The following is a 24,791-nucleotide window of genomic DNA, read 5'->3' as shown; positions in this document are numbered from 1 at the left end:
GTGACCTATCGCGAAGGCCGCTTCTGGCAACCCGACGTCACCGTGGCGACCGTAGTCGTGCGCAACGGGCGGTTGCTGATGGTCGAGGAGATGGCCAGCGGCCGGCAGGTCCTGAACCAGCCCGCCGGCCACCTGGAGCCCGACGAGAGCCTGCACGACGCCGCCCTGCGCGAGACGCTCGAGGAAACCGGCTGGCACGTGCGGCTGACGGCATTCGTCGGCGCCTACCAGTGGAAGTCTCCGGACCAGGTCGAACGGCCGGGGCGCCACTACCTGCGCTTCGCGTTCGCCGCCGAGCCGGTGAGCCATGACCCCGACCGGGCGCTGGACACCGGCATCATCCAAGCGCAGTGGATGAGTCCGGCCGACCTGCTGGATGCCTCGGCACGCCACCGCAGCCCGCTGGTGTGGGACACGGTGGCCGATTACCTCGGCGGTCGCCGCTACCCGCTCGACCTCGCCCGGCAGCTGGCATGAGCACGCCGGCAAGGACCGGCACCGGCAACGGTGCGCGGACCATCGTCGGGCTGTCGGGTGGTGTCGACTCGTCGGTCGCGGCACTGCTGCTTCGCGACGCCGGCGAACCGGTCGCCGGGCTGTTCATGCAGAACTGGGCCGACGACGGCAGCGGCGACTGCCGTGCCGAGGAAGACCGCCGCGACGCGGTCGCCGTGGCCGGGCGCCTCGGCATCCCGATCCATTTCCGCGACTTCTCCGGCGAGTACTGGAGCGGCGTGTTCGAACACTTCCTGGCCGAGTACGCCGCCGGCCGTACGCCCAACCCGGACGTACTCTGCAACCGCGAGATCAAGTTCAAGCACTTCCTCGACGCGGCCCGCGAACTGGGCGCGGAGGCCATCGCAACCGGGCACTACGCCCGCGTGGCGCACCAGCGCGGCCACTGGCGGCTCCTGAGGGGGGTCGACCGCGGCAAGGACCAGAGCTACTTCCTGCACCAGCTCGGACAGGCACAGCTATCGGCCACCCGGTTTCCGCTCGGCGACCTGCCCAAGGAGCAGGTCCGACGCATCGCCCGCGAGGCCGGGCTCCCGACGGCGGAGAAGAAGGATTCGACCGGCATCTGCTTCATTGGCGAGCGCGATTTCCGCGAGTTTCTCGGCCGCTACCTGCCCGCGCGCCAGGGCGACATGCGAACGCCCGACGGCCAGCAGGTGGGTGAGCATCCGGGCGTGTTCTATTTCACCCTCGGGCAGCGCGAGGGGCTCCACCTGGGTGGGGTTCGCGGTTTTGCCGCCGCACCTTGGTACGTCGTCGGCAAGGACGTCGCCACCAACACGCTGTACGTTGACCAGGGCAGCGACAGCTCCTACCTCCAGTCCACGCGGCTGCGGACGGAGGTGGCCCACTGGGTCGCCGGAAGCGCCTTGGGCGAGCGCTTCATTTGTACCGCCCAGACCCGGTACCGCCAAGCCGACGAGCCCTGCGAGGTCACCGTCGGCGACGACGGGACGCTGGAAGTCCGCTTCGACCGGCCCCAACGTGCAGTGACACCCGGCCAGTCGCTGGTGCTCTACGACGGCGACGAATGCCTCGGCGGCGCCGTGATCGCCACCACCGACGCTCCACTCGAACAACGCCTCAAGGGCCAGATGCCATGACCGATTCCGCCGATCCGATTTCCGACCGCGTGCTCGCCCTGGCCGGGCTGGTCCAGGCATTGGCACAGGTGCGGCGCATCGCCGACACCGGACAGGCCAACGAAAGCGTGCTGGCGACGTCTCTCGACTCGATCTTCCGGATCGACGCCGAGTCGCCGGCGGCCGTCTATGGCAGCCGCGCCAACCTGCGCCCGGGCCTGACCCTGCTGCGCGACTACTTCGGCAACCGCGCCCGTGACGAGCAGCTCCCCCGCCTTGCCCTGGCGGTGATGCAACTCGAGCGCCGGTTCGTGCGCGACGACGAGATGGCCGACAAAGTGGTCCGGGGCATCAACGCCCAGGCCGCCACCGCCGAGGCGTCCGGGAGCACCCACCCCGACGTGCTCGCAGGGCTTGGCGCGCTGTACGCCGACACTCTGAGCCACCTGCGCCCCCGCGTGCTGGTGCAGGGCAACCCGCACTACCTGGGGCAGGCCTCGGTGGTCGCCGAGGTCCGCGCCGTGCTTCTTGCGGCGGTGCGTTCGGCGGTGCTGTGGCGCCAGCTGGGTGGCAGCCTGTGGGACTTCCTGCTGCGCCGCAAGGCCATGCTCGAGGCGGTCGAAGCGCAACTGCGCTGAGCCTCGAGGAAGCGGCCGGCGGACGCTGCGTTGCGGCAGGGAAACACTGAATCCGGCATAATTGCGGGGTTCAAACGCGGTGTCCCGCAGCCTTCCCGCGTCCTTCCCCTCGCTGCCCCAGCCACGGAGCTCCAAATGGCCGACTCCTTCGCCACCCGCGCGCAACTCGACGTCAACGGCAAGTCCTACACGTATTTCAGCCTGCCGACCCTGGGCAAGCGCTTCGACCTGGGCAAGCTGCCCTACTCGATGAAGATCCTGCTCGAGAACCTGCTCCGCCACGAGGACGGCGGCATGACGGTCGGCAAGGAGCACATCGAGGCGGTCGCTCAGTGGGACGCGAAGGCCGAGCCCGACACCGAGATCGCCTTCATGCCGGCCCGCGTGGTGCTGCAGGACTTCACCGGCGTGCCCTGCGTGGTCGACCTGGCGGCGATGCGCGACGCGGTGAGCCGGCTGGGCGGCAACGCCGGACAGATCAACCCGCTGATCCCGTCCGAACTGGTGATCGACCACTCGGTGCAGGTCGACGTGTTCGGCCGTCCGGATGCGCTGGACCTCAACGGCAAGATCGAGTTCGAGCGCAACGCAGAGCGCTACAGCTTCCTGCGCTGGGGCCAGAAGGCACTGGAAAACTTCAAGGTGGTGCCGCCCAACACCGGCATCGTCCACCAGGTCAACCTGGAAAACCTCGCCCGCGTGGTGATGGAGCGCGAGGTGGACGGCACTTTGCTGGCGTTCCCGGACACCGTGTTCGGCACCGACAGCCACACCACGATGATCAACGGCATCGGCGTGCTCGGCTGGGGCGTGGGCGGCATCGAGGCCGAGGCCGCTATGTTGGGCCAGCCGTCGTCGATGCTGATCCCGCAGGTGGTCGGCTTCAAGCTGAGCGGCAAGCTGCCCGAGGGCGCCACCGCCACCGACCTGGTACTGACGGTCACCCAGATGCTGCGCAAGTACGGCGTGGTCGGCAAGTTCGTGGAGTTCTTCGGTGACGGCCTGCAGCACCTGCCGCTGGCCGACCGCGCGACGATCGCCAACATGGCGCCCGAGTACGGCGCAACCTGCGGCATCTTCCCGGTCGATTCGGAGGCGGTGCGCTACCTGCGCCTGTCCGGCCGCAGCGAAGAGCAAATCGCGCTGGTGGAGGCCTACGCCAAGGCCCAGGGCATGTGGCATGAACCGGGCGCGCCGGAAGCGACCTACTCCGCCACGCTCGAACTGGACATGGGCGACGTCAAGCCCTCGCTTGCCGGCCCCAAGCGTCCGCAGGACCGCGTTCTCCTGTCGGACATGCAGTCCAACTTCCGCGAGAACGTGGGCCCGCTGGTCGCCCACCGCGCCGAGCCGACCGACCGCCAGATCCAGCGGTTCGAGAAGGAAGGCGGTGGCCAGCCGCAGGCCGAGCGCCTGGCGGCCAAGCCGGTCTGCTCGCGCATCAACATCAAGGACCAGGACGTCGAGCTGCGCGACGGCTCGGTGGTGATCGCCGCGATCACGTCCTGCACCAACACCTCCAACCCGGCGGTGATGCTGGGCGCCGGCCTGCTGGCCCGCAAGGCCGCCGCCAAGGGCCTGACGTCGGCTCCGTGGGTCAAGCCATCGCTCGGCCCGGGTTCGCGCGTGGTCACCGACTACCTGCAGAAGGCCGGCGTACTGGCCGACCTTGAGACCCTCGGCTTCTACGTAGTCGGCTACGGCTGCACCACGTGCATCGGCAACTCCGGCCCGCTGCCCGAGGCAGTGTCCAAAGGCATTGCCGAGAACGACCTGGCGGTCGCCTCGGTGCTGTCGGGCAACCGCAACTTCGAGGGCCGCGTGCACTCGGAAGTGAAGATGAACTACCTCGCCTCGCCGCCGCTGGTGGTGGCCTACGCCATCGCCGGCACGGTCGACATCGACCTGACCACCGAGCCGCTGGGCAAGGACCGCGACGGCAACGACGTCTACCTGCGCGACATCTGGCCGACCAACAAGGAGATCGGTGACACCATCGCCGCGACCGTTGGCCCGGAACTGTTCGCGCAGAACTACGCCGACGTGTTCAAGGGCGACAGCCGCTGGAACCAGATCGAGTCGCCGGAAGGCGAGTCGTTCGAGTGGGACGAGGCGTCCACCTACATCAAGAACCCGCCGTACTTCGACGGCATGACGATGGAGGTCGGTGCGATCGAGGACGTACTCGGTGCGCGCGTGATGGGCCTGTTCGGCGACTCGATCACCACCGACCACATCTCCCCGGCCGGCAACATCAAGAAGGATTCGCCGGCGGGCCGCTTCCTGCAGTCGCGTGGCGTGCAGCCGGCCGATTTCAACAGCTATGGCAGCCGTCGCGGCAACGATGACGTGATGGTCCGCGGCACGTTCGCCAACATCCGCATCAAGAACCTGATGATGGGTGGCGAGGAAGGCGGCAACACGCTGTACTTCGCGAAGGACGGCGGCGCCGGCGAGCGCATGTCGATCTACGACGCGGCGATGAAGTACAAGGCCGAAGGTACCCCGCTGGTGGTGTTCGCCGGCAAGGAATACGGCACTGGCTCGTCGCGCGACTGGGCGGCCAAGGGCACCAACCTGCTCGGCGTCAAAGCGGTCGTGGCCGAGAGCTTCGAGCGCATCCATCGCTCCAACCTGGTGGGCATGGGCGTGCTGCCGCTGCAGTTCCTGGCCGGCGAGAATGCGCAGACCCACGGGCTGGACGGCTCGGAGACGATCGACGTGGTCGGCCTGCAGGACGGCGCTGCCAAGCGCGCGACGGTCGTGGCCCGCAAGGCCGACGGCACCGAAAAGCGCTTCGAGGTCCACGTGATGCTGCTGACGCCCAAGGAAGTGGAGTACTTCCGCCACGGCGGGATCCTGCACTACGTGCTGCGCCAGCTGGCGGCGAAGAAAGCCGCCTGATCGGCATTGCCAGAAAGTGGCACCGGAACGGGCGGCCCAGGCCGCCCGTTTCCGTTTTCCGTTTTCCGTTTCCCCGACCGCGCCCAGGCGCGCGCCAGCCGATGTGACTGCTCAGGGGCCGGGAGTCCACTCCGCGCTGACCAGCCGCCAGCCCCCTTCCTCGACCCGCCAGGCCGTGCTCACGTTGTAGATGCTGGCCGCATCCGGCAAGGCGCGGCCCGCACCTCCGGTCACCACGGCGGTGAAGTCAACGGTGGCGTACCCGTCGCCCATCGCGACATCCAGTGGTCCCGGCCGGACCCCGGTTTCGCGATGCCGCAGGAACATCACCGCGGCCATGCGGCGGGCGCCGTCACGGTCGAGGCCGTCGGGGCCGATGAAGTCCTCGGCCAACGCGCCTTCCACCGCCGACGCGTCGCGTTGCTCGATCGCCGTCCGCAACCCGCCCACCGCGTCGCGCAGTTCCGCTTCGCCGGGTTCGCCTGCGCATCCGGCCAGCAGCAGCCCCGTCAGCAGCACCCGCCATGCCCGTGGTTTGTTCGCCATCAATCCCCTTCCTTTCGCGCGCCGCGGCGCCTCCGCCACGCCCCGCCAAGTTCTTGCCAGCCCATGGGGGCTATGCTCCAATCGACCGGACCATACTTGCACGCATCGACGGTGCGCCTGCAAGCCGGAACAAGAATAAAGACAGCAGGGGGAATGCAATGACCGCGGAACGTCCATGGCTTGAACAGTATCCGGCGGGTGTCCCTGCTCAGATCGACGTCGACGAGTTCGCCTCCGTCGTCGCGGTACTGGAAAGTGCGATCGACAACTTCCGCGACCGTCCGGCGTTCTCCAGCCTCGGCAAGACCCTGACCTACGGCGAGATCGACGAACTCAGCGCCCGCTTCGCCGCCTACCTGCTGGGTGAGCTCGGCCTCAAGAAGGGCGATCGCGTCGCGATCATGATGCCCAACTGTCTGCAGTATCCGATCGCCACCTTCGGCGTGCTGCGTGCCGGCATGACGGTGGTCAACACCAACCCGATGTACACCCCGCGCGAACTCAAGCACCAGCTGGCCGACTCCGGCACCAGCGTGATCCTGGTGCTCGACAACTTCGCCCATACCGTGCAGCAGGTGCTTGCCGACACGCCGGTCAAGAAGGTGATCACCACCGGGCTCGGCGACATGCTGGGCTTCCCGAAGGGCGCGGTCGTCAACTTCGTGCTCAAGCACATCAAGAAGATGGTGCCGCCGTATTCCATCCCCGGCGCGGTGCGCTTCCGCGACACGCTCGAGGCCGGCAGCCGGCACGCGCTGCCGAAGGTGGAAGTCACCAGCGACGACATCGCCTTCCTGCAGTACACCGGTGGCACCACCGGCGTGGCCAAGGGCGCGATGCTGACCCATCGCAACCTGGTCGCCAACATGCAGCAGGCCGCTGCCTGGGTGGGCACCAACGTGCGTCCGGGTCACGAGGTGATCATCACCGCGTTGCCGCTGTACCACATCTTCGCGTTGACGGCGAATGGCCTGGTCTTCATGAAGTTCGGTGGCCTCAACCACATGATCACCAACCCGCGCGACATGCCGGGCTTCGTGAAGGAGCTCAAGGGTGTCAAGTTCACCGCCATCACCGGCGTCAACACGCTGTTCAACGGACTGTTGAACACCCCCGGTTTCGATGAGGTGGACTTCTCCTCGCTGCACCTGACCCTGGGTGGCGGCATGGCCGTGCAACGTTCGGTGGCCGAGCGCTGGAAGAAGGCGACCGGCTGCACCCTGGTAGAGGCGTACGGCCTGACGGAGACCTCGCCGGCCGCCTGCATCAACCCGATGGACCTGGCCGAGTACAACGGTTCGATCGGCCTGCCGATTCCCTCTACCGATGCCTGCATCAAGGACGAGGACGGCAACCTGTTGCCGGTCGGCGAGGTGGGCGAGCTGTGCATAAAGGGCCCGCAGGTGATGAAGGGCTACTGGCAGCGTCCGGGTGAAACCGCCGAGGCGATCGATGCCGACGGCTGGCTGCACACCGGCGACATGGCAAGGATGGACGAGCAGGGCTTCTTCTACATCGTCGACCGCAAGAAGGACATGATCCTGGTGTCGGGCTTCAACGTGTACCCGAACGAGATCGAGGATGTCATCGCGATGATGCCCGAGGTGCTCGAGGTGGCCGCGGTGGGCGTGCCTGACGAGAAGTCGGGCGAAGCGGTCAAGGTGGTGATCGTCAAGAAGGACCAGTCGCTCACCGCCGAGCAGGTCCTCCAGCATGCGCGGGCCAACCTGACCGGCTACAAGCGGCCCCATTTCGTCGAGTTCCGCTCGGAGCTGCCCAAGACCAACGTTGGCAAGATCCTGCGTCGCGAACTGCGCGACGAAGCCACGCCAGGCTGACCGCCGGGGCTTCCGCCCCACCCCGCGAACGACCCGGAAGGCCCCTCTCGAGGGGCCTTCCGCATTTCCATACGCGGGGCAATGGTTTTCGCGATGCAGGTGTAGCATCGATTTCCGTGGGCTCCATCACCTCGCCCCGCAGCCCACCTCGCATGCGGGCGACCAGCCGAGGACGCAACATGAGCATGACGGAGAAACTCCCGCGCGGAGGCGCACGTTCCACATTGCGGGTCGAATCCGACCTGCATGGCGATACCCATTGGCTGTACATGCACGCCGACGCCGGGAGTGGCGTGCGGCCCTGCTTCCGCACCGAGCTCATGGACGAGATGTGGGGTTACCTGTCGGCGGTCACCCTGCCCCCAGGCGCACGCCAACCGGGGCGCCTCAGGCACGTCGTGGTTGCGTCCGACGCGCCGGCCTTCAACCTGGGAGGCGACCTGGCGTTGTTCGCCGCGCTCATCCGGGACAAGCGGCGCGACTTGCTGCTCGACTACGCGCGCCGCTGCATCGACGGCGTCCACCACCTGCACGGCGGCCTTGGCGGCGATGTGCGCACCATCGCGCTGGTGCAGGGCGACGCCCTGGGCGGTGGCATGGAACTGGCGCTGGCCTGCCACACGATCGTCGCCGAGGAAGGCGTCGATATGGGGCTGCCCGAGGTGCTGTTCGGGCTGTTCCCGGGCATGGGCGCCTATTCATTCCTGTGCAAACGCGTCCCGCCGCAACTGGCCGAGAAGCTCATACTCGACGGCAACATCCGCAGCAGCGACGAGCTCTACCGGCTTGGCGTCGTGGATGTGCTTGTGCCCAGCGGTGGCGGCGAAGCGGCCGTGCGTGACCTGATCCGCCAACAACAACGCGCACCCAACGCGCATCTGGCATTGAACGCCGCGCGCGCGATCGCGCAGCCGGTGAGCCACGAGGAGCTGATGGCGATCACCGAGGTGTGGGTCGACGCCGCGCTCGCGCTCGGGGACAAGTCGTTGCGGATGATGGACCGGATCGTGCGCGCCCAGAGTCGGCGATCCGGCGCCCACTGAGCGCTCGGACACCGGCCCGGACAGGGAAGATCAGGGGGACCGCTCGCCGTCGCGAGGCGTGCGGGCCTGCTGGCGGGACTCAAGTGCGCGGCGCCCTTGCGCCAAGTGCTCACCCAGCAGGCCCAGTTGCTGTCGCCAGTCACGCGACAGTTGCCAGTCGGCCATCGCCATGGCGTCGCCCGCCGCGGTCGCGGCACCGACCAGGCCCAGATTGCCCGTTACGCCCTTGAGGGCGTGCGCCTGCTCGCGCGCGATGGTCCAGTCCGCGCCCTCGGAGGCGCGCGCGAAGGCCGTCAGGCAGGCCTCGGCGTCGCNCCGCCGCGGTCGCGGCACCGACCAGGCCCAGATTGCCCGTTACGCCCTTGAGGGCGTGCGCCTGCTCGCGCGCGATGGTCCAGTCCGCGCCCTCGGAGGCGCGCGCGAAGGCCGTCAGGCAGGCCTCGGCGTCGCGCAGGCACTGCGTCACGAACTTGCGCTCGAACTCGATGCCCAGGCCGAGGGACTGGAACTCGTCCAGGACCCCCGGATCGAAAACGCCATCCAACGAGGCACGCGGCGCGCGCGGTTCCGGCGCGCCGGCGGCCGTGCCCACGCGCACGCCGGAAGCCACCTCGGCCAGCGTGTCGAGGAGTCGTGTCGCAGAGACCGGCTTGGCCAGGAAGGCGCGAGCACCGGCCTGTTCGCAGGCCTGGATGGACTGCGGGGTCACGTCGGCGCTGAGCACGAGCACTGGCGTTCGGGTGGCGCCGCCCGCCTCCATCACCCGCAGTTGCCGGAGCATGTCGAGCCCGCTCAACCCCGGCATGTGCAGGTCGACCACGACCGCGTCGTAGTCAGTCGTTTCCAGCGCGGCGAGCACCTCCTCGCCCCCCTCGACGCACATCACACGGTGGCCGGCCTTCTGCAGCAACCGCTGCAGCACCATGCGATTGGCTGCATGGTCGTCCGCGACCAGGATGCCGAGGCTGCGAACCCGGAGACGATGGCGGAGGAACGGGTCGGCAAACGCAATGACGTTTTCCGCCTGCGCAGAAGGCTCCGGATCGACCGGTGCAGCGCTCCGCCCGGCGTCCGCCATGGGGCGCGCTGCCACCGCGCCCTGTTCGCGGGCCTCGACGATGTCGAAAGGCAACTCGACCCAGAAGCGGCTGCCGCGGTGCTCGGTACTCTCGAAGCCGATGTTGCCGCCCATTGCCTCGGTCAGGCCCTTTGCGATGGTGGTGCCCAGGCCGGTGCCGCCGTGACGGCGCGAGAGGCCGGCATCGGCCTGCTCGAACGCCTCGAACAGGCGCTGGCGCACCGCCATCGGGATGCCGATTCCAGTGTCGGTGACGGTGAAGCGCAGCATCGCCCTCCCGTTGGTCACCGGGCCGGGCTCGATCTCAAGGTGGACAGAGCCGCTCTCGGTGAATTTGACCGCGTTCCCGGCCAGGTTGATCAGCACCTGGCGCAGGTAGCCGGCATCGCCGCGCACCAGCTCGGGCACCCCGGACGATACCGTGGCCTGGTAGTGCAGATGCTTGGCACGCGCCTGCGGCTGGAGGATCAGGCCGATGCCGTCGACCAACTCGCGGGGCGAGAACTCCACGCGCGCCAGCTTGACCTTGCCGGCCTCGATCGCGGCGATGTCCAGCACGTCCTCGACCAGTGACAGCAGGCTCCGGGTGGATGCCTGGATGGTCGCCAGGCACTCGCGTTGCTCGTCATCCAGCCGGGTGGTCGCCAGCACCTCGGACATGCCCGCCAGGCCGTTCAGCGGGGTGCGGAACTCGTGGCTCATGTTGGCGAGGAAGCGACTCTTCGCCTCGTTGGCGCGGCGCGCCTCCTCGGTGGCGGCGGTCAGGGCCCGGAGCAATCCGGAGAGGTACAGGGGAATGGCGACCAGTCCCAGCCACAGTCCGATGCCCAGGCTCAGGTTGGCCTGCCAGTAGCCACTGCCGACCAGTACGCTGCCAAACGCGACGCACGCCGCGGTAATCGCCGCGGCCAGGTAGCGGTTGCCGAACCGCAGGCCGTTGCCGACCGTGACCCACATGATGATCACGTACACCCAGGCCAGCGGTTCGCCCATGCGGATCATGGCGGCGGCCATCAGCCCGTAGTCGGCGGCCATGCCGATGGCGCGGCGAACGTGGGACTTCCCCGGCAGGAAGGCGATCCAGCCCAGCAGGACCATGCCCACCACGAAGCCCATCTCGACCATCGTGAGCACGGCGGTGTACGCGCTCGGGTCGAGCGACCCGCCGGCGCCGCGCAGCAACAGGTACACCAGCACCACGGTGAGCACCAGGATCCGTACCGTGGCCTGGCCGTGTTCGCTGTCCGGCCGCTGTGAGAAGCGGGCCATCAGGCGGGCCAGCAGGCGGGGCAACGGTCGCGAAACCGGGTGCTTCATGTCGGCTACTCCATGCCGGTGCGGGGGGTTGTCCCGGGAAACTGCCTGCAGATCTCCTCCAGCCGCTCGCGCGACTGGACCAGGGCGGACACGCACACCGGGTCGAACAGGCGCCCGGACTGCTCCTGCAGGTACGCCAGCGCGTCCGCCAGGCTCCAGGCCGGCTTGTACGGTCGCGGAGAGATGAGCGCGTCGAGCACGTCCGCGACTGCAACGATACGCGCCTCGATCGGGATGTCCTCGCCACGCAGCCCGTCGGGGTAGCCACTGCCGTCGAACCGCTCGTGGTGGCGCAGCGCGATCACCGAAGCGGTCTGCACGAAGCGGTTGTGGCTCCCGCCCAACAGCTTGTGGCCGATGCGCGGGTGGCTGCGCATGATCCGGGCCTCGTCGTCGTCCAGCGGACCGGCCTTGAGCAGCACCGAGTCCGGGATCGCGATCTTGCCGATGTCGTGCAGCGGCGCGGCCATCTCGACCAGCCGTACCTCGTCCTCGAACAGGCCGACCCGCTCGGCGATGAGGCCGGCCACGCGCGCCATGCGTTCCAGCGATGCGCTGGTGCCCGAATCGCGGTATTCGATCGCAAGCGCGAGTCGCGACAGGGTCTCGCGCTCACGCTGCTCCACCTCGTGCATGCTCGCCAGCAGCCGCTGTTCAAGGGACAGGGCCCGTTGTTTGACGTTCTCGGACTGCTGCCGCAGCTGCAGCAGGTTGCGGCAACGCGCCCGCAACTCCCGCGGCCGCACCGGCTTGACCAGGAAGTCGATGACGCCCGCATCGAGCGCAGCCTGCCGGACCGGCTCATCGCCGACCACGGTCACCAGGATGATCGGGATGTCGCGCCTGACCGGCACCCGCCTGAAGCGGCGTGCGAACTCGAGCCCGTCCATCCCCGGCATACGGTAGTCCAGCAGCAGCAGGTCGGGCTGGTTGGCCTCGCACCAGTCGAGCGCGCAATCGGGCTCGCCGAAGTCATGCACCGCCAGCTGCGGGGCGATGTCCTCGATGATGTGCCTGAGCATCGTCCGGGCGGACGTCTGGTCATCAACGATTACGACATTCATCAGGACCTTCCCACCGGACTACCTCCCCGCAATGGCCCGAGGATACCCGCCCTCAGCCCGCGCCGTGCTCGGGACGCATGTACGGAAAGAGCAACACGTCGCGGATCGAGGCCGACCCCGTCAACATCATCACCAGCCGGTCGATGCCCACGCCCAGGCCGCCGGTTGGCGGCAGGCCGACCTCCAGGGCACGGATGTAGTCCGCGTCGAAGTGCATGGCCTCGTCGTCGCCGCCCTCCTTCGCGTCAACCTGGGCCTGGAAGCGCGCGGCCTGGTCTTCGGGGTCATTGAGCTCGGAGAACCCGTTGGCCAGCTCCTTGCCGCCGATGAAGAGCTCGAACCGGTCGGTGAGTTCCGGGTCGTGGTCGCTGGCACGGGCCAAGGGGCTCACCTCGACCGGGTGGTCGGTGATGAACGTCGGCTGCACCAGGTTGACCTCTACTGTCTTCTCGAAGATCTCCAGCAGCAGCTTGCCCCAGCCGTAGCCGGGCTTGACCGGGATCTTCAGGCGCTCGCAGTGGGCGCGCATCCTGTCCAGGTCACGCAGGTCGTCACGGGCGATCCCGGGGTTGTGCTCGAGGACCGCGTCGGTCATCGACCAGCGGCGGAAGGGCGGGCCCAGGTCGATCGACTGGCCGTCCCACTCCACCGCGGTGCTTCCGATCACCGACACCGCGATGTCGCGGATCATGCCCTCGGTCAGGTCCATCACCTCGTTGTAGGTGGCGTAGGCCTCGTACAGCTCGAGCATCGTGAACTCGGGATTGTGCCGGGTGGACACGCCCTCATTCCGGAAGTTGCGGTTGATCTCGTAGACCCGCTCCAGCCCGCCGACCACCAGCCGCTTGAGGTACAGCTCCGGCGCGACCCGCAGGTACAGCTGCAGGTCCAGCGCGTTGTGGTGGGTGGTGAACGGCTTGGCCGTCGCGCCGCCGGGGATGTAATGCATCATCGGCGTTTCGACCTCGAGGAAGCGGCGCGTGTCCAGCCACTCGCGCATCGCGCGGATGATGCGGCTGCGTTTGACGAACACCTCGCGCGCCTCCGGCGAGACGATGAGGTCGACGTAGCGCTGGCGGTAACGCTGCTCCACGTCCGCCAGGCCGTGGAACTTGTCCGGCAGCGGACGCAACGACTTGGTCAGCAGGCGCAGCTGGTCGACCTTCACCGACAGCTCGCCGGTGCGGGTCCGGGTCAGGGTGCCGGTGGCGCCGACGATGTCGCCGACGTCCCAGCCCTTGAACGCGGTGTAGGTATCGCCCAGTGCGTTGGCCTGCAGGAACAGCTGGATGCGGCCGGACTCGTCCTGGACCTGCACGAAGCTGGCCTTTCCCATCACCCGCTTGAGCAGGATGCGTCCGGCGAGGGCGACCTGGCAGTCCGCGCCTTCCAGTGCCTCGGCGGTCCACCGCTCGGCGTCGGCGTACTGGGCCTGCAGGTCGCCGGCATAGTCGCCGCGGCGGAAGTCGTTGGGGAACGCCACGCCCTGCCCGCGCAACGCCTTGAGTTTGGTGCGACGCTCGGCGATCAGGCGGTTCTCGTCCTGGGCTTGGTCGTCTGCGGCGGTCGGCGGCGTGTTGTCGGTCATGGCGGTGTCAGTGAGGGCGATGGACGTTCGGAGCGACGTCAGTCGCGATCGGGGGGCATCGTGATGTCGTCGGGTCGCGACTTGCGTCGCTCCTGCAACGGCGTGGCGGTCACGTCGCGTCGGCGCGTTTGGCACCGACTTCCAGGCCGGACTTGAGGCTGGCTTCGACGAACTCGTCGAGGTCGCCGTCGAGCACCTTCTGGGTGTCGGACCGCTCGATACCGGTGCGCAGGTCCTTGATCCGGCTCTGGTCCAGCACGTAGTTGCGGATCTGGCTGCCCCAGCCGATGTCGGACTTGGTCGCCTCGACCGCGTCACGCTCGGCGTTGCGCTTCTGGATCTCCAGCTCGTACAGCTTGGCGGCCAACATCTTCATCGCGCGATCGCGGTTGGCGTGCTGGCTGCGTTCGGTCTGGCACGCCACCACGATGCCGGACGGGACGTGCGTGATGCGCACCGCCGACTCGGTCTTGTTGACGTGCTGGCCACCCGCGCCGGACGAGCGGTACACGTCGGTCTTGAGGTCGGCCGGGTTGATCTCGATGTCGATCTTGTCGTCCACCTCGGGCGAGACGAACACCGACGTGAAACTGGTGTGGCGCCGGTTGTCTGAATCGAACGGCGACTTGCGCACCAGCCGGTGCACGCCGGTCTCGGTCTTCAGCCAGCCGTAGGCAAAGTCGCCCTCGACCCGGAAGGTCGCCGACTTGATGCCAGCGACGTCGCCGCCGGAGACCTCCATGAGCTCGGCTTTCCAGCCGCGCGACTCGCACCAGCGCAGGTACATGCGCAGCAGCATCTCGGCCCAGTCCTGCGCCTCGGTGCCGCCGGCGCCGGCCTGGATATCGACGAACGCGGGCGCGCCGTCCATCTGGCCCGAGAACATGCGCTGGAACTCGAGCTTGTCGACCTCCTTCGCGAAGCCCTCGACATCGTCGACCACGGACTGCGCGGTGGACTCGTCGCCCTCCATCTCGGCCAGGTCCAGCAGTTCGCTGGCGCCGGACAGGCCCTCGGTCAGGCCAGTAATGCCACGCACCACTTTCTCGAGCGAGGCGCGCTCGCGGCCCAGCGCCTGCGCGCGCTCGGCGTCGTTCCACACGTCGGGGCTTTCCAGCTCCCGCTCTACTTCTTCAAGACGTTCGACCTTGAGGTCGAAGTCAAAGATACCCCCTGAGCGCATCCAGCCGACCGGTCAGGTCGGCGATGCGCTGGCGGACGGGATTGAGTTCAAGCATGTCGGTTCCGTGTCCGTGGTTGCTGCGGAAAATGACCGGCAATTCTAGCAGGCAGGGCCTGCCGCATCGCGGGTCTGTCGCATCGGTGCGGACCGGCTTCAGGCAGGCTCGCGGTGGATCACCACCAGCTGGACGGCATCACCGCCGCGGTAGTCGTCCGGCTCCAGCCGGAACGCCAGACGCACGCGCGGCGACGGCTCGCATTCGTCCCACCCGCTGAAATGGATCGCGTTCAAGCGCCGGCCGGCGTAGCCGAGTTCCAGTTTCAGGTGTCGCTGGCCGACCACGCGCCAGCCGAGCACGTCGAACTCCCCGTCGAACTGCGGCTCGGGGAACCCCTGCCCCCACGGCCCGCCATCACGAAGCGACTCGGCGATGTCACGGCGGAACTCGTCTCCGGACAGCTCGCCGTCGCTGAGTATCTCGGCGCGCAGCAGGTCGGCGGTAAGGCGTTCGGTCGCGCAGGCGAGGAATGCCTCTTCGAACGCGGCAAGGCGTTCCGCCGGCAGGCTGAGGCCGGCGGCCATCGCGTGGCCACCGAAGCGCTCGATCAGGCCGGGATGGCGGGCATCGACCATCGCCAGCGCATCGCGGATGTGGAAGCCGGGCACCGAGCGGGCCGAGCCACGCAGCACCGCGCCGCCGGGTTCGGCCGGCGCGAAGGCGATGACCGGGCGGTGAAGTCGGTCCTTCATCTTCGACGCAACCAGCCCGACCACGCCGGGATGCCAGTCCGGATCGTGCAGGCACAGCGCCAGCGGCAGGCTGCCTGCGGGGCCGAGGGCGCCCAGCGCGAGGGTCGCAAGCGCCGCCTCGGCCTGTTCGGTCATCTGCTGCTGCACCGCGCGGCGCTCGCCATTGATCGCATCGAGCGTGGCGGCGATGGCCCGCGCCTGCGTGGCGTCGTCGCTCAGCAGGCACTCGATGCCGACCGCCATGTCCTCCAGCCGCCCCGCGGCGTTGAGCCGGGGACCGACCGCGAAACCGATGTCGCTGGCCGACAGCGTGGCCGGGTCGCGCCGGGCGACCTCGATCAACGCGTGCAGTCCTGCGCATCCCTGCCCCATCCGCAATTGGCGCAGGCCGGCCGCCACCAGTGCACGGTTGTTGGCATCCAGCGGCACGAGGTCGGCGACGGTCCCGACGGCGACCAGGTCGAGCAGGCGGCCGAGGTCGGGGCCGTTGCCCTCGACCGCACCGGCGGCCCGCAACCGCTGGCGCAGTGCGAGCAGCACGTAGAACACCACGCCCACGCCAGCCATGACCTTGCTGGGGAACTCGCAGCCGGGCTGGTTCGGGTCGACGATGACGTCGGCCGGTGGAAGGGTCGGCCCCGGCAGGTGGTGGTCGGTGACCAGCACGGTCCAGCCACGCGCTTTCGCGGCGGCGATGCCCGCATGGCAGGCAATGCCGTGGTCGACCGTCACCAGCAGGTCGGGTTGCAGCCCCGCCAGGTCCTCGACCAGGGCCGGGGACAGGCCGTAGCCGTGCACCGCCCGGTCTGGCACCGCGTGCGAGACGCGGCGTGCGCCCAGCACCCGCAGGCCCCGCACCGCGACCGCGCAGGCGGTGGCCCCGTCGCAGTCGAAGTCGCCGACCACGAGGATGTGCCGGTCGGACGCGATTGCTTCGGCCAGCAGTGCGGTGGCCGCGTCGATGCCCTTCATCGTATGGGGTGGCAGCAGCGTCGCCAGGCGGGGCCGGGCCTGGCCCATGCCGGTGGCGCCGCGGGCGCAATAGATGCGCCGCAGCAGTTCGGGCACTTGCTCGGGCCATTGGCCGGCCGAGGTGGCCGGGCGTCGTCGCAGCACAGGTGCCGGCAGGCTCACTCCGCGCTTCCGTCGGCGGGCGCCGTAATGAACGAGAGGAGTGGCCGACGCCAGAAGCGCCAGCGGTGCCGTCGGGCCACGTACAGGCCGCCCCTGTCCGGGAACTCGAGCGACACGGTGCGGAGCTGCCCGGCCGCAAGGTCGCACAACGCCGGCGCGAGCCAGTCGCGGTCGAGCTCGCGCAGGTCCCGGCTGCCGCGCAGATCCACCAGTCGGTCGCCGTCTCCGGCCGACCACGCCGCCGGCAGTGAAGATGCCGACGCGCCGGCCGCCTGCCCGAACGCCACCAGCGTGTCGTCGTCGCTCAGTACCGCATCCAGCGTCGTCCTGATCTGATCGGGCAGCCGGCCCGCACCCCAGAACCACAGCGAGTTGACCGGCGCCAGGCCGGCTGCAGCGCGGCGGGCGTTGTGCGGATGGTTGTGCAGCACGATCTGCGCCTCGCTCAGCAGCGAGCGCCAGCGTCGCCCTTCCGCGCCGGCGGGAAGATGCTCGAACAGGTCCTCGCCCAGTGCCTGTTCGGGCGACGCGGTGACCGGCAGCTTGGCCCCGTCGGGCACGCGCAGGTACCAGCGCGCCGGGTGCGGCGCGTCCAGCACGAACCCGGCATCGCCGAACAGCGGGCGCAGCGCAGGCAGCAGCGCCTCCGCGTCGGACCGGTCAAGCGCGAGTGCATCGCCGTGCGACATAAGCCGTGCGCCGTTGATATCGGGCTGGACGAACACCGGGTCCGCCCGCATCCAGAGGCCATTGGCGTCGGCCGCGGCATCACGTTGGCGGGTTACCGCTGCCGCGGGCCATCCCCGCGGCAGGACCTCGAAGTACCGCGTCAGCCCGTCACCCGGGGCACCGCTCCCCGGGGCGGCAGCGATGCGGTCCGCGCGCCCCAGCCATCGCGCGGTGTCGGGCGACACCCGCTGCCCGCCAAAACGCGCGGCAGGCGGCAGCAGCAGCGTGGCCGACGCCACGGGTCAGCCTTCGTAGCGGACGGCGACGATGTCGTACTCGCGGGTGCCGCCGGGCGCGTCGATGCTGACACTGTCGCCCTCGTGCTTGCCGATGAGTGCGCGGGCGACCGGCGACGAGATCGCGATCAGGCCCTGCTTGATGTCCGCCTCCAGGTCGCCAACGATCTGGTAGGTCTTTTCCTCGTCCGTATCGGCGTCGGCCAGCTCCACCGTCGCACCGAACACCACGCGCGTGCCGGCATTGAGCGCGGACACATCGATCACCTGGGCATGGGACAGCTCGGCTTCCAGCTGCTTGATCCGGCCCTCGATGAAACCCTGCTGCTCCCGCGCGGCGTGGTACTCCGCGTTCTCCTTGAGGTCGCCGTGCGCGCGCGCTTCGGCGATGGCGTTGATCACGGCCGGACGCTTGACCGACTTGAGCTCCTCGAGCTCGGCGCGGAGGCGCTGTGCGCCCTTGGTGGTGATGGGTGCTTGCATGGCGGGTCCTGCTGCCGGCACGAGGCCGGCCAAATGTAGGGTGGGACGAGGTAATGCCGGAATTGTGCCCGGCGCTGCGCGATTGGCAACCGGGCCGTCAGGCGGCCCCGTCGATCTCGGCGTGCAGCTCCTGCAACGACCAGACCGGTCCGGTGCCGCGGAACTCCAGCGACTGCACCAGCGCACGCGCGCCGGCCACGGTCGTCGAGTAGGTCACGCGCTGCTGCAACGCCTCGCGCCGGATCGAGAACGAGTCCGATATCGCCTGCCGGCCCTCGGTGGTGTTGATGATGTAGGCGATCTCGCCGTTCTTGATGAGGTCGACGATGTGCGGACGGCCCTCGGCCACCTTGTTGACCGCCTGGCACTCCAGGCCCTCGCCACGCAGGAACGCGGCGGTGCCGTGGGTGGCGACCAGCTCGTAGCCCCGCTTGACGAGGTCGCGCGCCACCGGCAGCACGCGCTGCTTGTCCGGATCTCGCACAGACACGAACACCTTGCCACTGTCAGGCACGGCCTTGATGCCACCGGCCTCCTGCGCGCGCGCCATCGCCGCGCCAAAGCTGCGGCCCACGCCCATGACCTCGCCGGTGGAGCGCATCTCCGGCCCGAGGATCGGATCGACGCCCTGGAACTTGGCGAACGGGAAGATCGCTTCCTTCACGGAGTAGTACTCGGGTACCACTTCGCGGGTGGCCCCCTGCTCGGCCAGCGTCTTGCCGGCCATGCAGCGCGCCGCGATCTTCGCCAGCGGCATCCCGGTCGCCTTGGACACGAACGGCACGGTGCGCGAGGCCCGCGGGTTCACTTCCAGCAGGTAGATGGTGTCCTCGCCGTCGGGCTGGTCGCTCACGGTGACGGCGAACTGGGTGTTCATCAGGCCGACGACGTCAAGCGCCTTGGCCAGTGCGGTCACCTGCTCGCGCAGGCGCGCCTGGGTGGCCGGCTTGAGCGAATACGGCGGCAGCGAGCACGAGGAATCGCCTGAGTGGACGCCGGCCTCCTCGATGTGCTCCATCACGCCGCCGATCAGCACGTTGCCCTCCCGGTCGGCGATGACGTCCACATCCACCTCGACTGCGTTGTCGAGGAAGCGGTCCAGCAGCACCGGCGACTTCTCCGACACACGCACCGCCTCGCGGATATAGCGCTCCAGGTCGGCATCCGAATGCACCACCTCCATCGCGCGTCCACCCAGCACGTAGCTGGGACGCACGACCAGGGGGTAGCCGACCTCGCGGGCCAGCGCCACGGCTTCCTCGGCCTTGCGGGCGATGCGGTTGGGCGGCTGCTTCAGGCCCAGGTCTTCGACCAGTTTCTGGAAGCGCTCGCGGTCCTCGGCCAGGTCGATGCTGTCGGGGCTGGTACCGATGATCGGCACGCCCGCAGCCTCCAGCGCCTGGGCGAGCTTGAGCGGAGTCTGGCCGCCGTACTGGACGATCACGCCCTTGGGCTTCTCCAGCTCGCAGATCTCGAGCACGTCCTCGAGCGTCAACGGCTCGAAGTACAGGCGGTCGGAAGTGTCGTAGTCGGTCGACACGGTCTCGGGGTTGCAGTTGACCATGATGGTCTCGAACCCGTCCTCGCGCAGCGCCAAGGCGGCGTGCACGCAGCAGTAGTCGAACTCGATGCCCTGCCCGATCCGGTTCGGACCGCCACCGAGCACGATGATCTTGTCGCGGTCGGACGGGTTGGCCTCGCACTCGTCCTCGTAGGTCGAGTACATGTACGCGGTGGTGGTGGCGAACTCGGCTGCGCAGGAGTCCACCCGCTTGTAGACCGGGCGCACCCCGAAGGCGTGGCGCAGGGTCCGCACGGCAGTTTCGTCGGTGCCGGTCAGCTGCGCGATTCGGGCGTCGGAGAAGCCCATGCGCTTGAGGGCGCGCATCCGCCGTGCGTCGAGCGCGGCCAGGCCGCCCTCGGCGATCTGCGCCTCGGCCGTGATGATTTCCTCGATCTGGTCGAGGAACCACGGGTCCACGAACGACAGCGCATGCACGTCCTCCACGCTCATCCCCGCGCGGAACGCGTCGCCGATGTAGAAGATCCGCTCGGGGCCGGGCTCCTTGACCTCGCGGCGCAGGTTGACCAGCCCTTCCTCGCTGGACAGGTCGAGCCCGGTGGGATCGAGGCCGACCTTGCCGGTCTCCAGGCCGCGCAGGGCTTTCTGCAGCGACTCCTGGAACGTGCGACCCATCGCCATCACCTCGCCCACCGACTTCATCTGGGTGGTCAGGCGGGAGTCGGCGGCCGGGAACTTCTCGAACGCAAAACGGGGAATCTTGGTGACGACATAGTCGATCGTTGGCTCGAACGACGCCGGGGTCGCGCCGCCGGTGATCTCGTTGCGCAGCTCGTCGAGGGTGTAGCCGACCGCCAGCTTGGCGGCAATCTTGGCGATCGGGAAGCCGGTGGCCTTCGAGGCCAATGCCGAGGATCGCGACACGCGCGGATTCATCTCGATCACGACCACGCGGCCCGTCTGCGCGTTGATGCCGAACTGGACGTTGGAGCCGCCGGTGTCGACACCGATCTTGCGCAGCACCGCGATGCTGGCGTCGCGCAGGCGCTGGTACTCCTTGTCGGTCAGGGTCTGCGCGGGGGCGACGGTGATCGAGTCGCCGGTGTGCACGCCCATCGCGTCGAAGTTCTCGATCGAGCAGACGATGATGCAGTTGTCCGCGGTGTCCCGGACCACCTCCATCTCGAACTCCTTCCACCCGAGCACCGACTCCTCCACCAGCACCTCGCTGGTCGGCGAAAGCTCCAGGCCACGCTTGACGATCTCCTCGAACTCTTCCTTGTTGTAGGCGATGCCACCGCCGCTGCCACCAAGGGTGAAACTGGGGCGGATGATGGTCGGATAGCCGACCGTGGCCTGGATCTCGACGGCCTGCTCGAAGGTCCTGGCGACGGCCGCCTTCGGGCACTCCAGGCCGATCTCCGCCATCGCGACGCGGAACAGCTCGCGGTCCTCGGCCATCCGGATCGCATCGCGCGACGCACCGATCAGCTCGACGCCGTACTTCTCCAGCACGCCGTGGTCAGCCAGGTCGAGCGCGCAGTTGAGCGCGGTCTGACCACCCATGGTGGGCAGCAGCGCGTCGGGCTTTTCCTTGGCGATGATCTTCTCGACCGTCTGCCAGTTGATCGGCTCGATGTAGACGGCGTCGGCCATCTCCGGGTCGGTCATGATCGTGGCCGGGTTGCTGTTGACCAGCACCACCCGGTACCCCTCGTCGCGCAGGGCCTTGCAGGCCTGTGCGCCGGAATAGTCGAACTCGCAGGCCTGGCCGATGACGATCGGGCCGGCCCCGATGATCAGGACGGTCTTGATGTCGGTGCGCTTGGGCATGTCAACGCACCTCTGCGTGCTGGTTGTTCTTCATGGATTCGACGAACCGGTCGAACAGCGGTGCCACGTCGTGCGGGCCGGGACTGGCTTCCGGGTGCCCCTGGAAGCTGAAGGCCGGCGCATCGGTCAGGGCGATGCCCTGGTTGGAGCCGTCGAACAGCGAGCGATGGGTCACGCGGACGTTGGCCGGCAGCGTGGCCTCGTCGACCGCGAAGCCGTGGTTCTGGCTGGTGATCATCACCCGGCCGGTATCGAGGTCCTGCACCGGGTGGTTGGCGCCGTGGTGGCCGAACTTCATCTTCAGCGTCTTGGCACCGACCGCCAACCCGAGCAGCTGATGCCCCAGGCAAATGCCATAGGTCGGGACCTTGCGGTCGATGAACTCACGGATCGCCTCGATCGCGTAGTCGCAGGGCGCCGGGTCGCCAGGGCCGTTGGACAGGAATACGCCGTCGGGCTTGAGGGCCAGCACTTCGGCGGCGGTGGTCTGCGCCGGCACCAGGGTGACGTTGCAGCCCCGCTCGGCCAGCATCCGCAGGATGTTCTGCTTGACCCCGAAGTCGTAGGCGACCACGTGGTAGCGGCCCTCGTTGGCGGCGAAAGTGCCGCTGTCGAGGTCGAGCTGGCCTTCGCGCCAGTCGCGGTTCTCGCGGGTGCAGACTTCCTTGGCCAGGTCCATGCCCTTCAGCCCGGCAAACTTGCGGGCCGCCTCGATCGCGCGGTCCGCGTCGACGTCGTCGCCGGCCATCAGCGCGCCGTTCTGCGCGCCGGTGTCGCGCAGCAGGCGGGTGAGCTTGCGGGTATCGATGTCGGCAATCGCGACCACGCCGCGGCGGGCCAGCCATTCCGGCAGTGAGACCTGGCTGCGCCAGTTGCTGGGCCGTCGCGGGACGTTGCGCACGATCAGGCCGGCGGCCCAGACCGCGTCGGCCTCGTTGTCGAGCTCGGTGATGCCGGTGTTGCCGACGTGGGGATAGGTCAGCGTGACCAGCTGCCGGGCGTAGGACGGGTCGGTCAGGATTTCCTGGTAACCGGTCATGGCGGTGTTGAACACCACCTCGCCGACGGAAAGGCCGGGCGCGCCGACGGAAATGCCCTCGAAGATGGTGCCGTCTTCGAGGGCAAGGATTGCGGGATGGGTCACGGGGATCGCCTTGGCTGCCAGGGGATGCTGACTCCGTGGCGCAGCGCAACCCGAAAGCAGGTTGCAGCAAAGCACGAACGCGGTGCGGGACCGGTCCGAAATGGAGTTCAGGCGAACGGGAATTCTAGCGATGTAATGGCATTCATGCCAGCACACCGTTCATCCGGCAGTGGCGTTCTGGTCCGCGAGCAGGATGTCCCGCAGGGTGTAGCGCCCCGGGGGGCGGTCCGCCAGCCGAACGGCCGCCAGCAGCGCGCCACGGGCGAAAATGTCGCGGTTGGTGGCGCGATGGACCAGTTCCACCCGCTCGCCCATCCCGGTGAACTGGACGGTGTGCTCGCCGATGATGTCGCCGGCCCGCAGCGCCGCATAGCGCGGCTCGGCCCCGCCCTGCCCGGCCGAGGCCCCGAGGGCAAGCGCGGTACCCGACGGGGTATCCTTCTTGTGCACGTGGTGGGACTCGACGATGTCGCAGTCCCATCCCTCCAGCGCCGCTGCCGCGCGCCGGACCAGGTCACCCAGCACGACCACCCCGAGGCTGAAATTGGCTGCAGACAGCACGGCGATGCGCGCGGCACCCGCATCGATCGCGGACTGCTGTTCCGGAGCCAGCCCTGTGGTGCCTGAGACGAGTGCAGCACCGCGCTCCACGCACAGCGCGAGCAGGGCGTCGAAGCCGGCGGGCAGGCTGAAATCGACCGCTACGTCGAAATTCGGGACGCCGTACAGTTCCGACGCCGCGAACTGGGGGACGCCGTCGACCACGCGCTGCGAGGGCCGGCTTCCAGACACTGCGGCGACGACCTGCAGGTCGCGCCGCTCGGGGGCGAGCCGCGACAGGGACTGGCCCATGCGGCCGGAGGCACCATGAACGAGGACGCGAACGGGCGTATTCATCCAGGCAGGCTAGCCGCGCGTTCGCGCCCCGACAAGCGGTGGCGCGCGCACGTGCACGGGACTCAGAACGTCATCCGGTCCCAGAAGCCCTTGACCCCGTCGATGAAGGTCGACGAGCGCGGGGAATGCTTGCGGGCGTCTTCGCCCGCGAAGGTGGCGTCGAACTTCTCGAGCAGTTCGCGCTGCTCGGCCGTGAGGTTGACCGGGGTCTCGACCACCACGCGGCAGTACAGGTCGCCCGGGCGGCGGCTTCGGACCGACTGCACGCCCTTGTCGCGCAGGCGGAACAGCTTGCCGGTCTGGGTCTCGGCGGGCACGCGAAGCTCGACCTCGCCACCCAGCGTCGGGACGCGGATGGTGTCTCCCAGGGCTGCCTGGCCCAGCCGGATCGGCACGTCGCAATGCAGGTCGTCGCCATCACGCTTGAAAATGTCGTGCTCGCGCACGCGTACGTCCACGTACAGGTCCCCCGGCGGCGAGCCCGCCGGGCCGGCCTCGCCCTCGCCCGCCAGGCGGATGCGGTCGCCGTTGTCCACGCCGGCGGGGATCTTCACCGACAGGGTCTTGGTTTCCTCCACGCGCCCCTGCCCGTGGCAGTCGCCGCAGGGGTTGCTGATGGTCTGGCCGCGGCCGCCGCAATGCGGGCAGCCCTGCTGCATCGAGAAGATTCCGCGCTGGAAGCGCACCTGGCCGCGACCACCACAGGTGGTGCAGCTCTCCAGCTTGCCGTCGGCCGACCCGCTGCCACTGCAGGTGTCGCACTCGTCGAGCGTCGGGATCTCGATCTCCTTCTCGATGCCGCGCACGGCTTCCTCGAGGGAGAGCTCCATCACGTAGCCGACGTCCGCGCCACGGCGCGGGCCACGACCACCGGCGCCGCCACCGCCGAAGATGTTCCCGAAGATGTCGCCGAAGATGTCGCCCATGTCGGCGTAACCGGCGCCGGCACCTCCACCGCCCATGCCGTGCTCGAACGCGGCGTGCCCGTGCTGGTCGTACATCCGGCGCCGGTTGGCGTCGGACAGCACTTCGTACGCCTCCTTGCACTCCTTGAATGCGGCCTCGGCGGCGGCGTCACCCGGATTGCGGTCCGGGTGGTGCTTCATCGCGCAGCGGCGGTACGCCTTCTTCAGCTCATCGCCGGAGACGTCGCGGGCCACGCCCAGTACTTCGTAGTAGTCACGCTTGCTCATCTGTCACGGGTTCCCCGCCCCACCACCAACGGCCGGGACTCGGTCTGCTTCAAACGACAGGGGCCCGGAATCG

At 68.7% G+C, this 24,791-nt stretch carries 18 protein-coding genes; 6 read left to right on the top strand and 12 right to left on the bottom strand.

The window, feature by feature from the left end; translation table 11 throughout:
- The 4 genes from ACKVMH_RS01695 to acnA all read left to right on the top strand — a co-directional run bounded on the left by ACKVMH_RS01695 (position 1) and on the right by acnA (position 5,140).
- A complete protein-coding gene (locus ACKVMH_RS01695) occupies positions 1-477 on the top strand; it encodes an NUDIX hydrolase (RefSeq protein WP_412699006.1) in 477 nt (158 codons plus the stop codon).
- Entirely contained in the window at positions 474-1,619 is a 1,146-nt protein-coding gene (mnmA, locus tag ACKVMH_RS01690; RefSeq protein ID WP_412699005.1) for a tRNA 2-thiouridine(34) synthase MnmA, read from the top strand. Before ACKVMH_RS01695 ends, mnmA begins: the two co-directional genes overlap by 4 nt.
- Positions 1,616-2,236: a high frequency lysogenization protein HflD gene (gene hflD / locus ACKVMH_RS01685; protein ID WP_412699004.1), complete on the top strand. Its 621-nt coding sequence runs from the start codon at positions 1,616-1,618 to the stop codon at positions 2,234-2,236. Before mnmA ends, hflD begins: the two co-directional genes overlap by 4 nt.
- A gap of 135 nt (positions 2,237-2,371) precedes the next feature.
- Positions 2,372-5,140, top strand: a complete 2,769-nt coding sequence (gene acnA, locus ACKVMH_RS01680) for an aconitate hydratase AcnA (protein WP_412699003.1) — start codon at positions 2,372-2,374, stop codon at positions 5,138-5,140.
- Positions 5,141-5,251: 111 nt separating this feature from the next.
- On the opposite strand, the gene ACKVMH_RS01675 is transcribed toward acnA, so the two are convergent.
- Positions 5,252-5,686, bottom strand: coding sequence for a nuclear transport factor 2 family protein (locus ACKVMH_RS01675; protein ID WP_412699002.1), 435 nt, complete (start codon positions 5,684-5,686; stop codon positions 5,252-5,254).
- A gap of 158 nt (positions 5,687-5,844) precedes the next feature.
- On the opposite strand from ACKVMH_RS01675, the gene ACKVMH_RS01670 reads away from it, so the two are divergent.
- Both ACKVMH_RS01670 and ACKVMH_RS01665 read left to right on the top strand, forming a co-directional pair.
- Positions 5,845-7,524 (top strand): long-chain fatty acid--CoA ligase, encoded by a 1,680-nt coding sequence (locus tag ACKVMH_RS01670; protein ID WP_412699001.1) that lies wholly within the window; start codon positions 5,845-5,847, stop codon positions 7,522-7,524.
- A gap of 179 nt (positions 7,525-7,703) precedes the next feature.
- Positions 7,704-8,567 (top strand): crotonase/enoyl-CoA hydratase family protein, encoded by an 864-nt coding sequence (locus ACKVMH_RS01665; protein ID WP_412699000.1) that lies wholly within the window; start codon positions 7,704-7,706, stop codon positions 8,565-8,567.
- A 139-nt stretch (positions 8,568-8,706) separates the two neighbouring features.
- Here the strand turns inward: ACKVMH_RS01665 and ACKVMH_RS01660 are convergent, their stop codons facing one another.
- The 11 genes from ACKVMH_RS01660 to dnaJ all read right to left on the bottom strand — a co-directional run bounded on the left by ACKVMH_RS01660 (position 8,707) and on the right by dnaJ (position 24,718).
- The gene (locus ACKVMH_RS01660) at positions 8,707-10,347 is read right to left on the bottom strand and encodes an ATP-binding protein (protein WP_459167095.1); all 1,641 of its coding nucleotides are present in this window, start codon (positions 10,345-10,347) and stop codon (positions 8,707-8,709) included.
- Between the two features lie 620 nt (positions 10,348-10,967).
- Positions 10,968-12,026, bottom strand: coding sequence for a response regulator (locus tag ACKVMH_RS01655; RefSeq protein ID WP_215218030.1), 1,059 nt, complete (start codon positions 12,024-12,026; stop codon positions 10,968-10,970).
- Positions 12,027-12,078: 52 nt separating this feature from the next.
- Positions 12,079-13,614: a lysine--tRNA ligase gene (lysS, locus tag ACKVMH_RS01650; protein WP_412698998.1), complete on the bottom strand. Its 1,536-nt coding sequence runs from the start codon at positions 13,612-13,614 to the stop codon at positions 12,079-12,081.
- A gap of 109 nt (positions 13,615-13,723) precedes the next feature.
- Positions 13,724-14,852, bottom strand: a protein-coding gene (gene prfB / locus ACKVMH_RS01645) for a peptide chain release factor 2 (protein ID WP_412698997.1) whose coding sequence is annotated in 2 segments (ribosomal slippage) — positions 13,724-14,776 and positions 14,778-14,852 — 1,128 coding nt in all. Because the reading frame shifts where the segments join, the coding sequence is not laid out codon by codon here.
- A 98-nt stretch (positions 14,853-14,950) separates the two neighbouring features.
- On the bottom strand, positions 14,951-16,681 hold the full coding sequence (recJ, locus tag ACKVMH_RS01640) for a single-stranded-DNA-specific exonuclease RecJ (protein WP_412698996.1): 1,731 nt from the start codon (positions 16,679-16,681) through the stop codon (positions 14,951-14,953).
- A complete protein-coding gene (locus ACKVMH_RS01635) occupies positions 16,678-17,649 on the bottom strand; it encodes a phosphoglycerate mutase (RefSeq protein WP_412698995.1) in 972 nt (323 codons plus the stop codon). The genes recJ and ACKVMH_RS01635 overlap by 4 nt, the downstream gene beginning before the upstream one ends.
- A gap of 3 nt (positions 17,650-17,652) precedes the next feature.
- Positions 17,653-18,129, bottom strand: coding sequence for a transcription elongation factor GreA (gene greA, locus ACKVMH_RS01630; RefSeq protein ID WP_215218035.1), 477 nt, complete (start codon positions 18,127-18,129; stop codon positions 17,653-17,655).
- A 97-nt stretch (positions 18,130-18,226) separates the two neighbouring features.
- Positions 18,227-21,484 (bottom strand): carbamoyl-phosphate synthase large subunit, encoded by a 3,258-nt coding sequence (carB, locus tag ACKVMH_RS01625; protein WP_412698994.1) that lies wholly within the window; start codon positions 21,482-21,484, stop codon positions 18,227-18,229.
- 1 nt (position 21,485) lies between these two features.
- The gene (carA, locus tag ACKVMH_RS01620) at positions 21,486-22,628 is read right to left on the bottom strand and encodes a glutamine-hydrolyzing carbamoyl-phosphate synthase small subunit (protein ID WP_412698993.1); all 1,143 of its coding nucleotides are present in this window, start codon (positions 22,626-22,628) and stop codon (positions 21,486-21,488) included.
- A gap of 159 nt (positions 22,629-22,787) precedes the next feature.
- A complete protein-coding gene (gene dapB / locus ACKVMH_RS01615) occupies positions 22,788-23,525 on the bottom strand; it encodes a 4-hydroxy-tetrahydrodipicolinate reductase (protein ID WP_412698992.1) in 738 nt (245 codons plus the stop codon).
- Between the two features lie 62 nt (positions 23,526-23,587).
- A complete protein-coding gene (gene dnaJ / locus ACKVMH_RS01610) occupies positions 23,588-24,718 on the bottom strand; it encodes a molecular chaperone DnaJ (RefSeq protein WP_215218039.1) in 1,131 nt (376 codons plus the stop codon).
- Positions 24,719-24,791 lie beyond the last annotated feature (73 nt).

Source organism: Lysobacter zhanggongensis (assembly GCF_046638635.1).
Classification (GTDB): domain Bacteria; phylum Pseudomonadota; class Gammaproteobacteria; order Xanthomonadales; family Xanthomonadaceae; genus Novilysobacter; species Novilysobacter luteus.
Note: the sequence above shows the minus strand (reverse complement) of the source record. Positions and strands in the feature narration are given on the sequence as shown.

Coding starts and splice junctions, on each gene's coding strand:
- mnmA (WP_412699005.1), top strand. CDS start 474: ATGAGCACGCCGGCAAGGACCGGCACCGGCAACGGTGCGCGGACCATC.
- hflD (WP_412699004.1), top strand. CDS start 1,616: ATGACCGATTCCGCCGATCCGATTTCCGACCGCGTGCTCGCCCTGGCC.
- acnA (WP_412699003.1), top strand. CDS start 2,372: ATGGCCGACTCCTTCGCCACCCGCGCGCAACTCGACGTCAACGGCAAG.
- ACKVMH_RS01675 (WP_412699002.1), bottom strand. CDS start 5,686: ATGGCGAACAAACCACGGGCATGGCGGGTGCTGCTGACGGGGCTGCTG.
- ACKVMH_RS01670 (WP_412699001.1), top strand. CDS start 5,845: ATGACCGCGGAACGTCCATGGCTTGAACAGTATCCGGCGGGTGTCCCT.
- ACKVMH_RS01665 (WP_412699000.1), top strand. CDS start 7,704: ATGAGCATGACGGAGAAACTCCCGCGCGGAGGCGCACGTTCCACATTG.
- ACKVMH_RS01655 (WP_215218030.1), bottom strand. CDS start 12,026: ATGAATGTCGTAATCGTTGATGACCAGACGTCCGCCCGGACGATGCTC.
- lysS (WP_412698998.1), bottom strand. CDS start 13,614: ATGACCGACAACACGCCGCCGACCGCCGCAGACGACCAAGCCCAGGAC.
- greA (WP_215218035.1), bottom strand. CDS start 18,129: ATGCAAGCACCCATCACCACCAAGGGCGCACAGCGCCTCCGCGCCGAG.
- carB (WP_412698994.1), bottom strand. CDS start 21,484: ATGCCCAAGCGCACCGACATCAAGACCGTCCTGATCATCGGGGCCGGC.
- dapB (WP_412698992.1), bottom strand. CDS start 23,525: ATGAATACGCCCGTTCGCGTCCTCGTTCATGGTGCCTCCGGCCGCATG.
- dnaJ (WP_215218039.1), bottom strand. CDS start 24,718: ATGAGCAAGCGTGACTACTACGAAGTACTGGGCGTGGCCCGCGACGTC.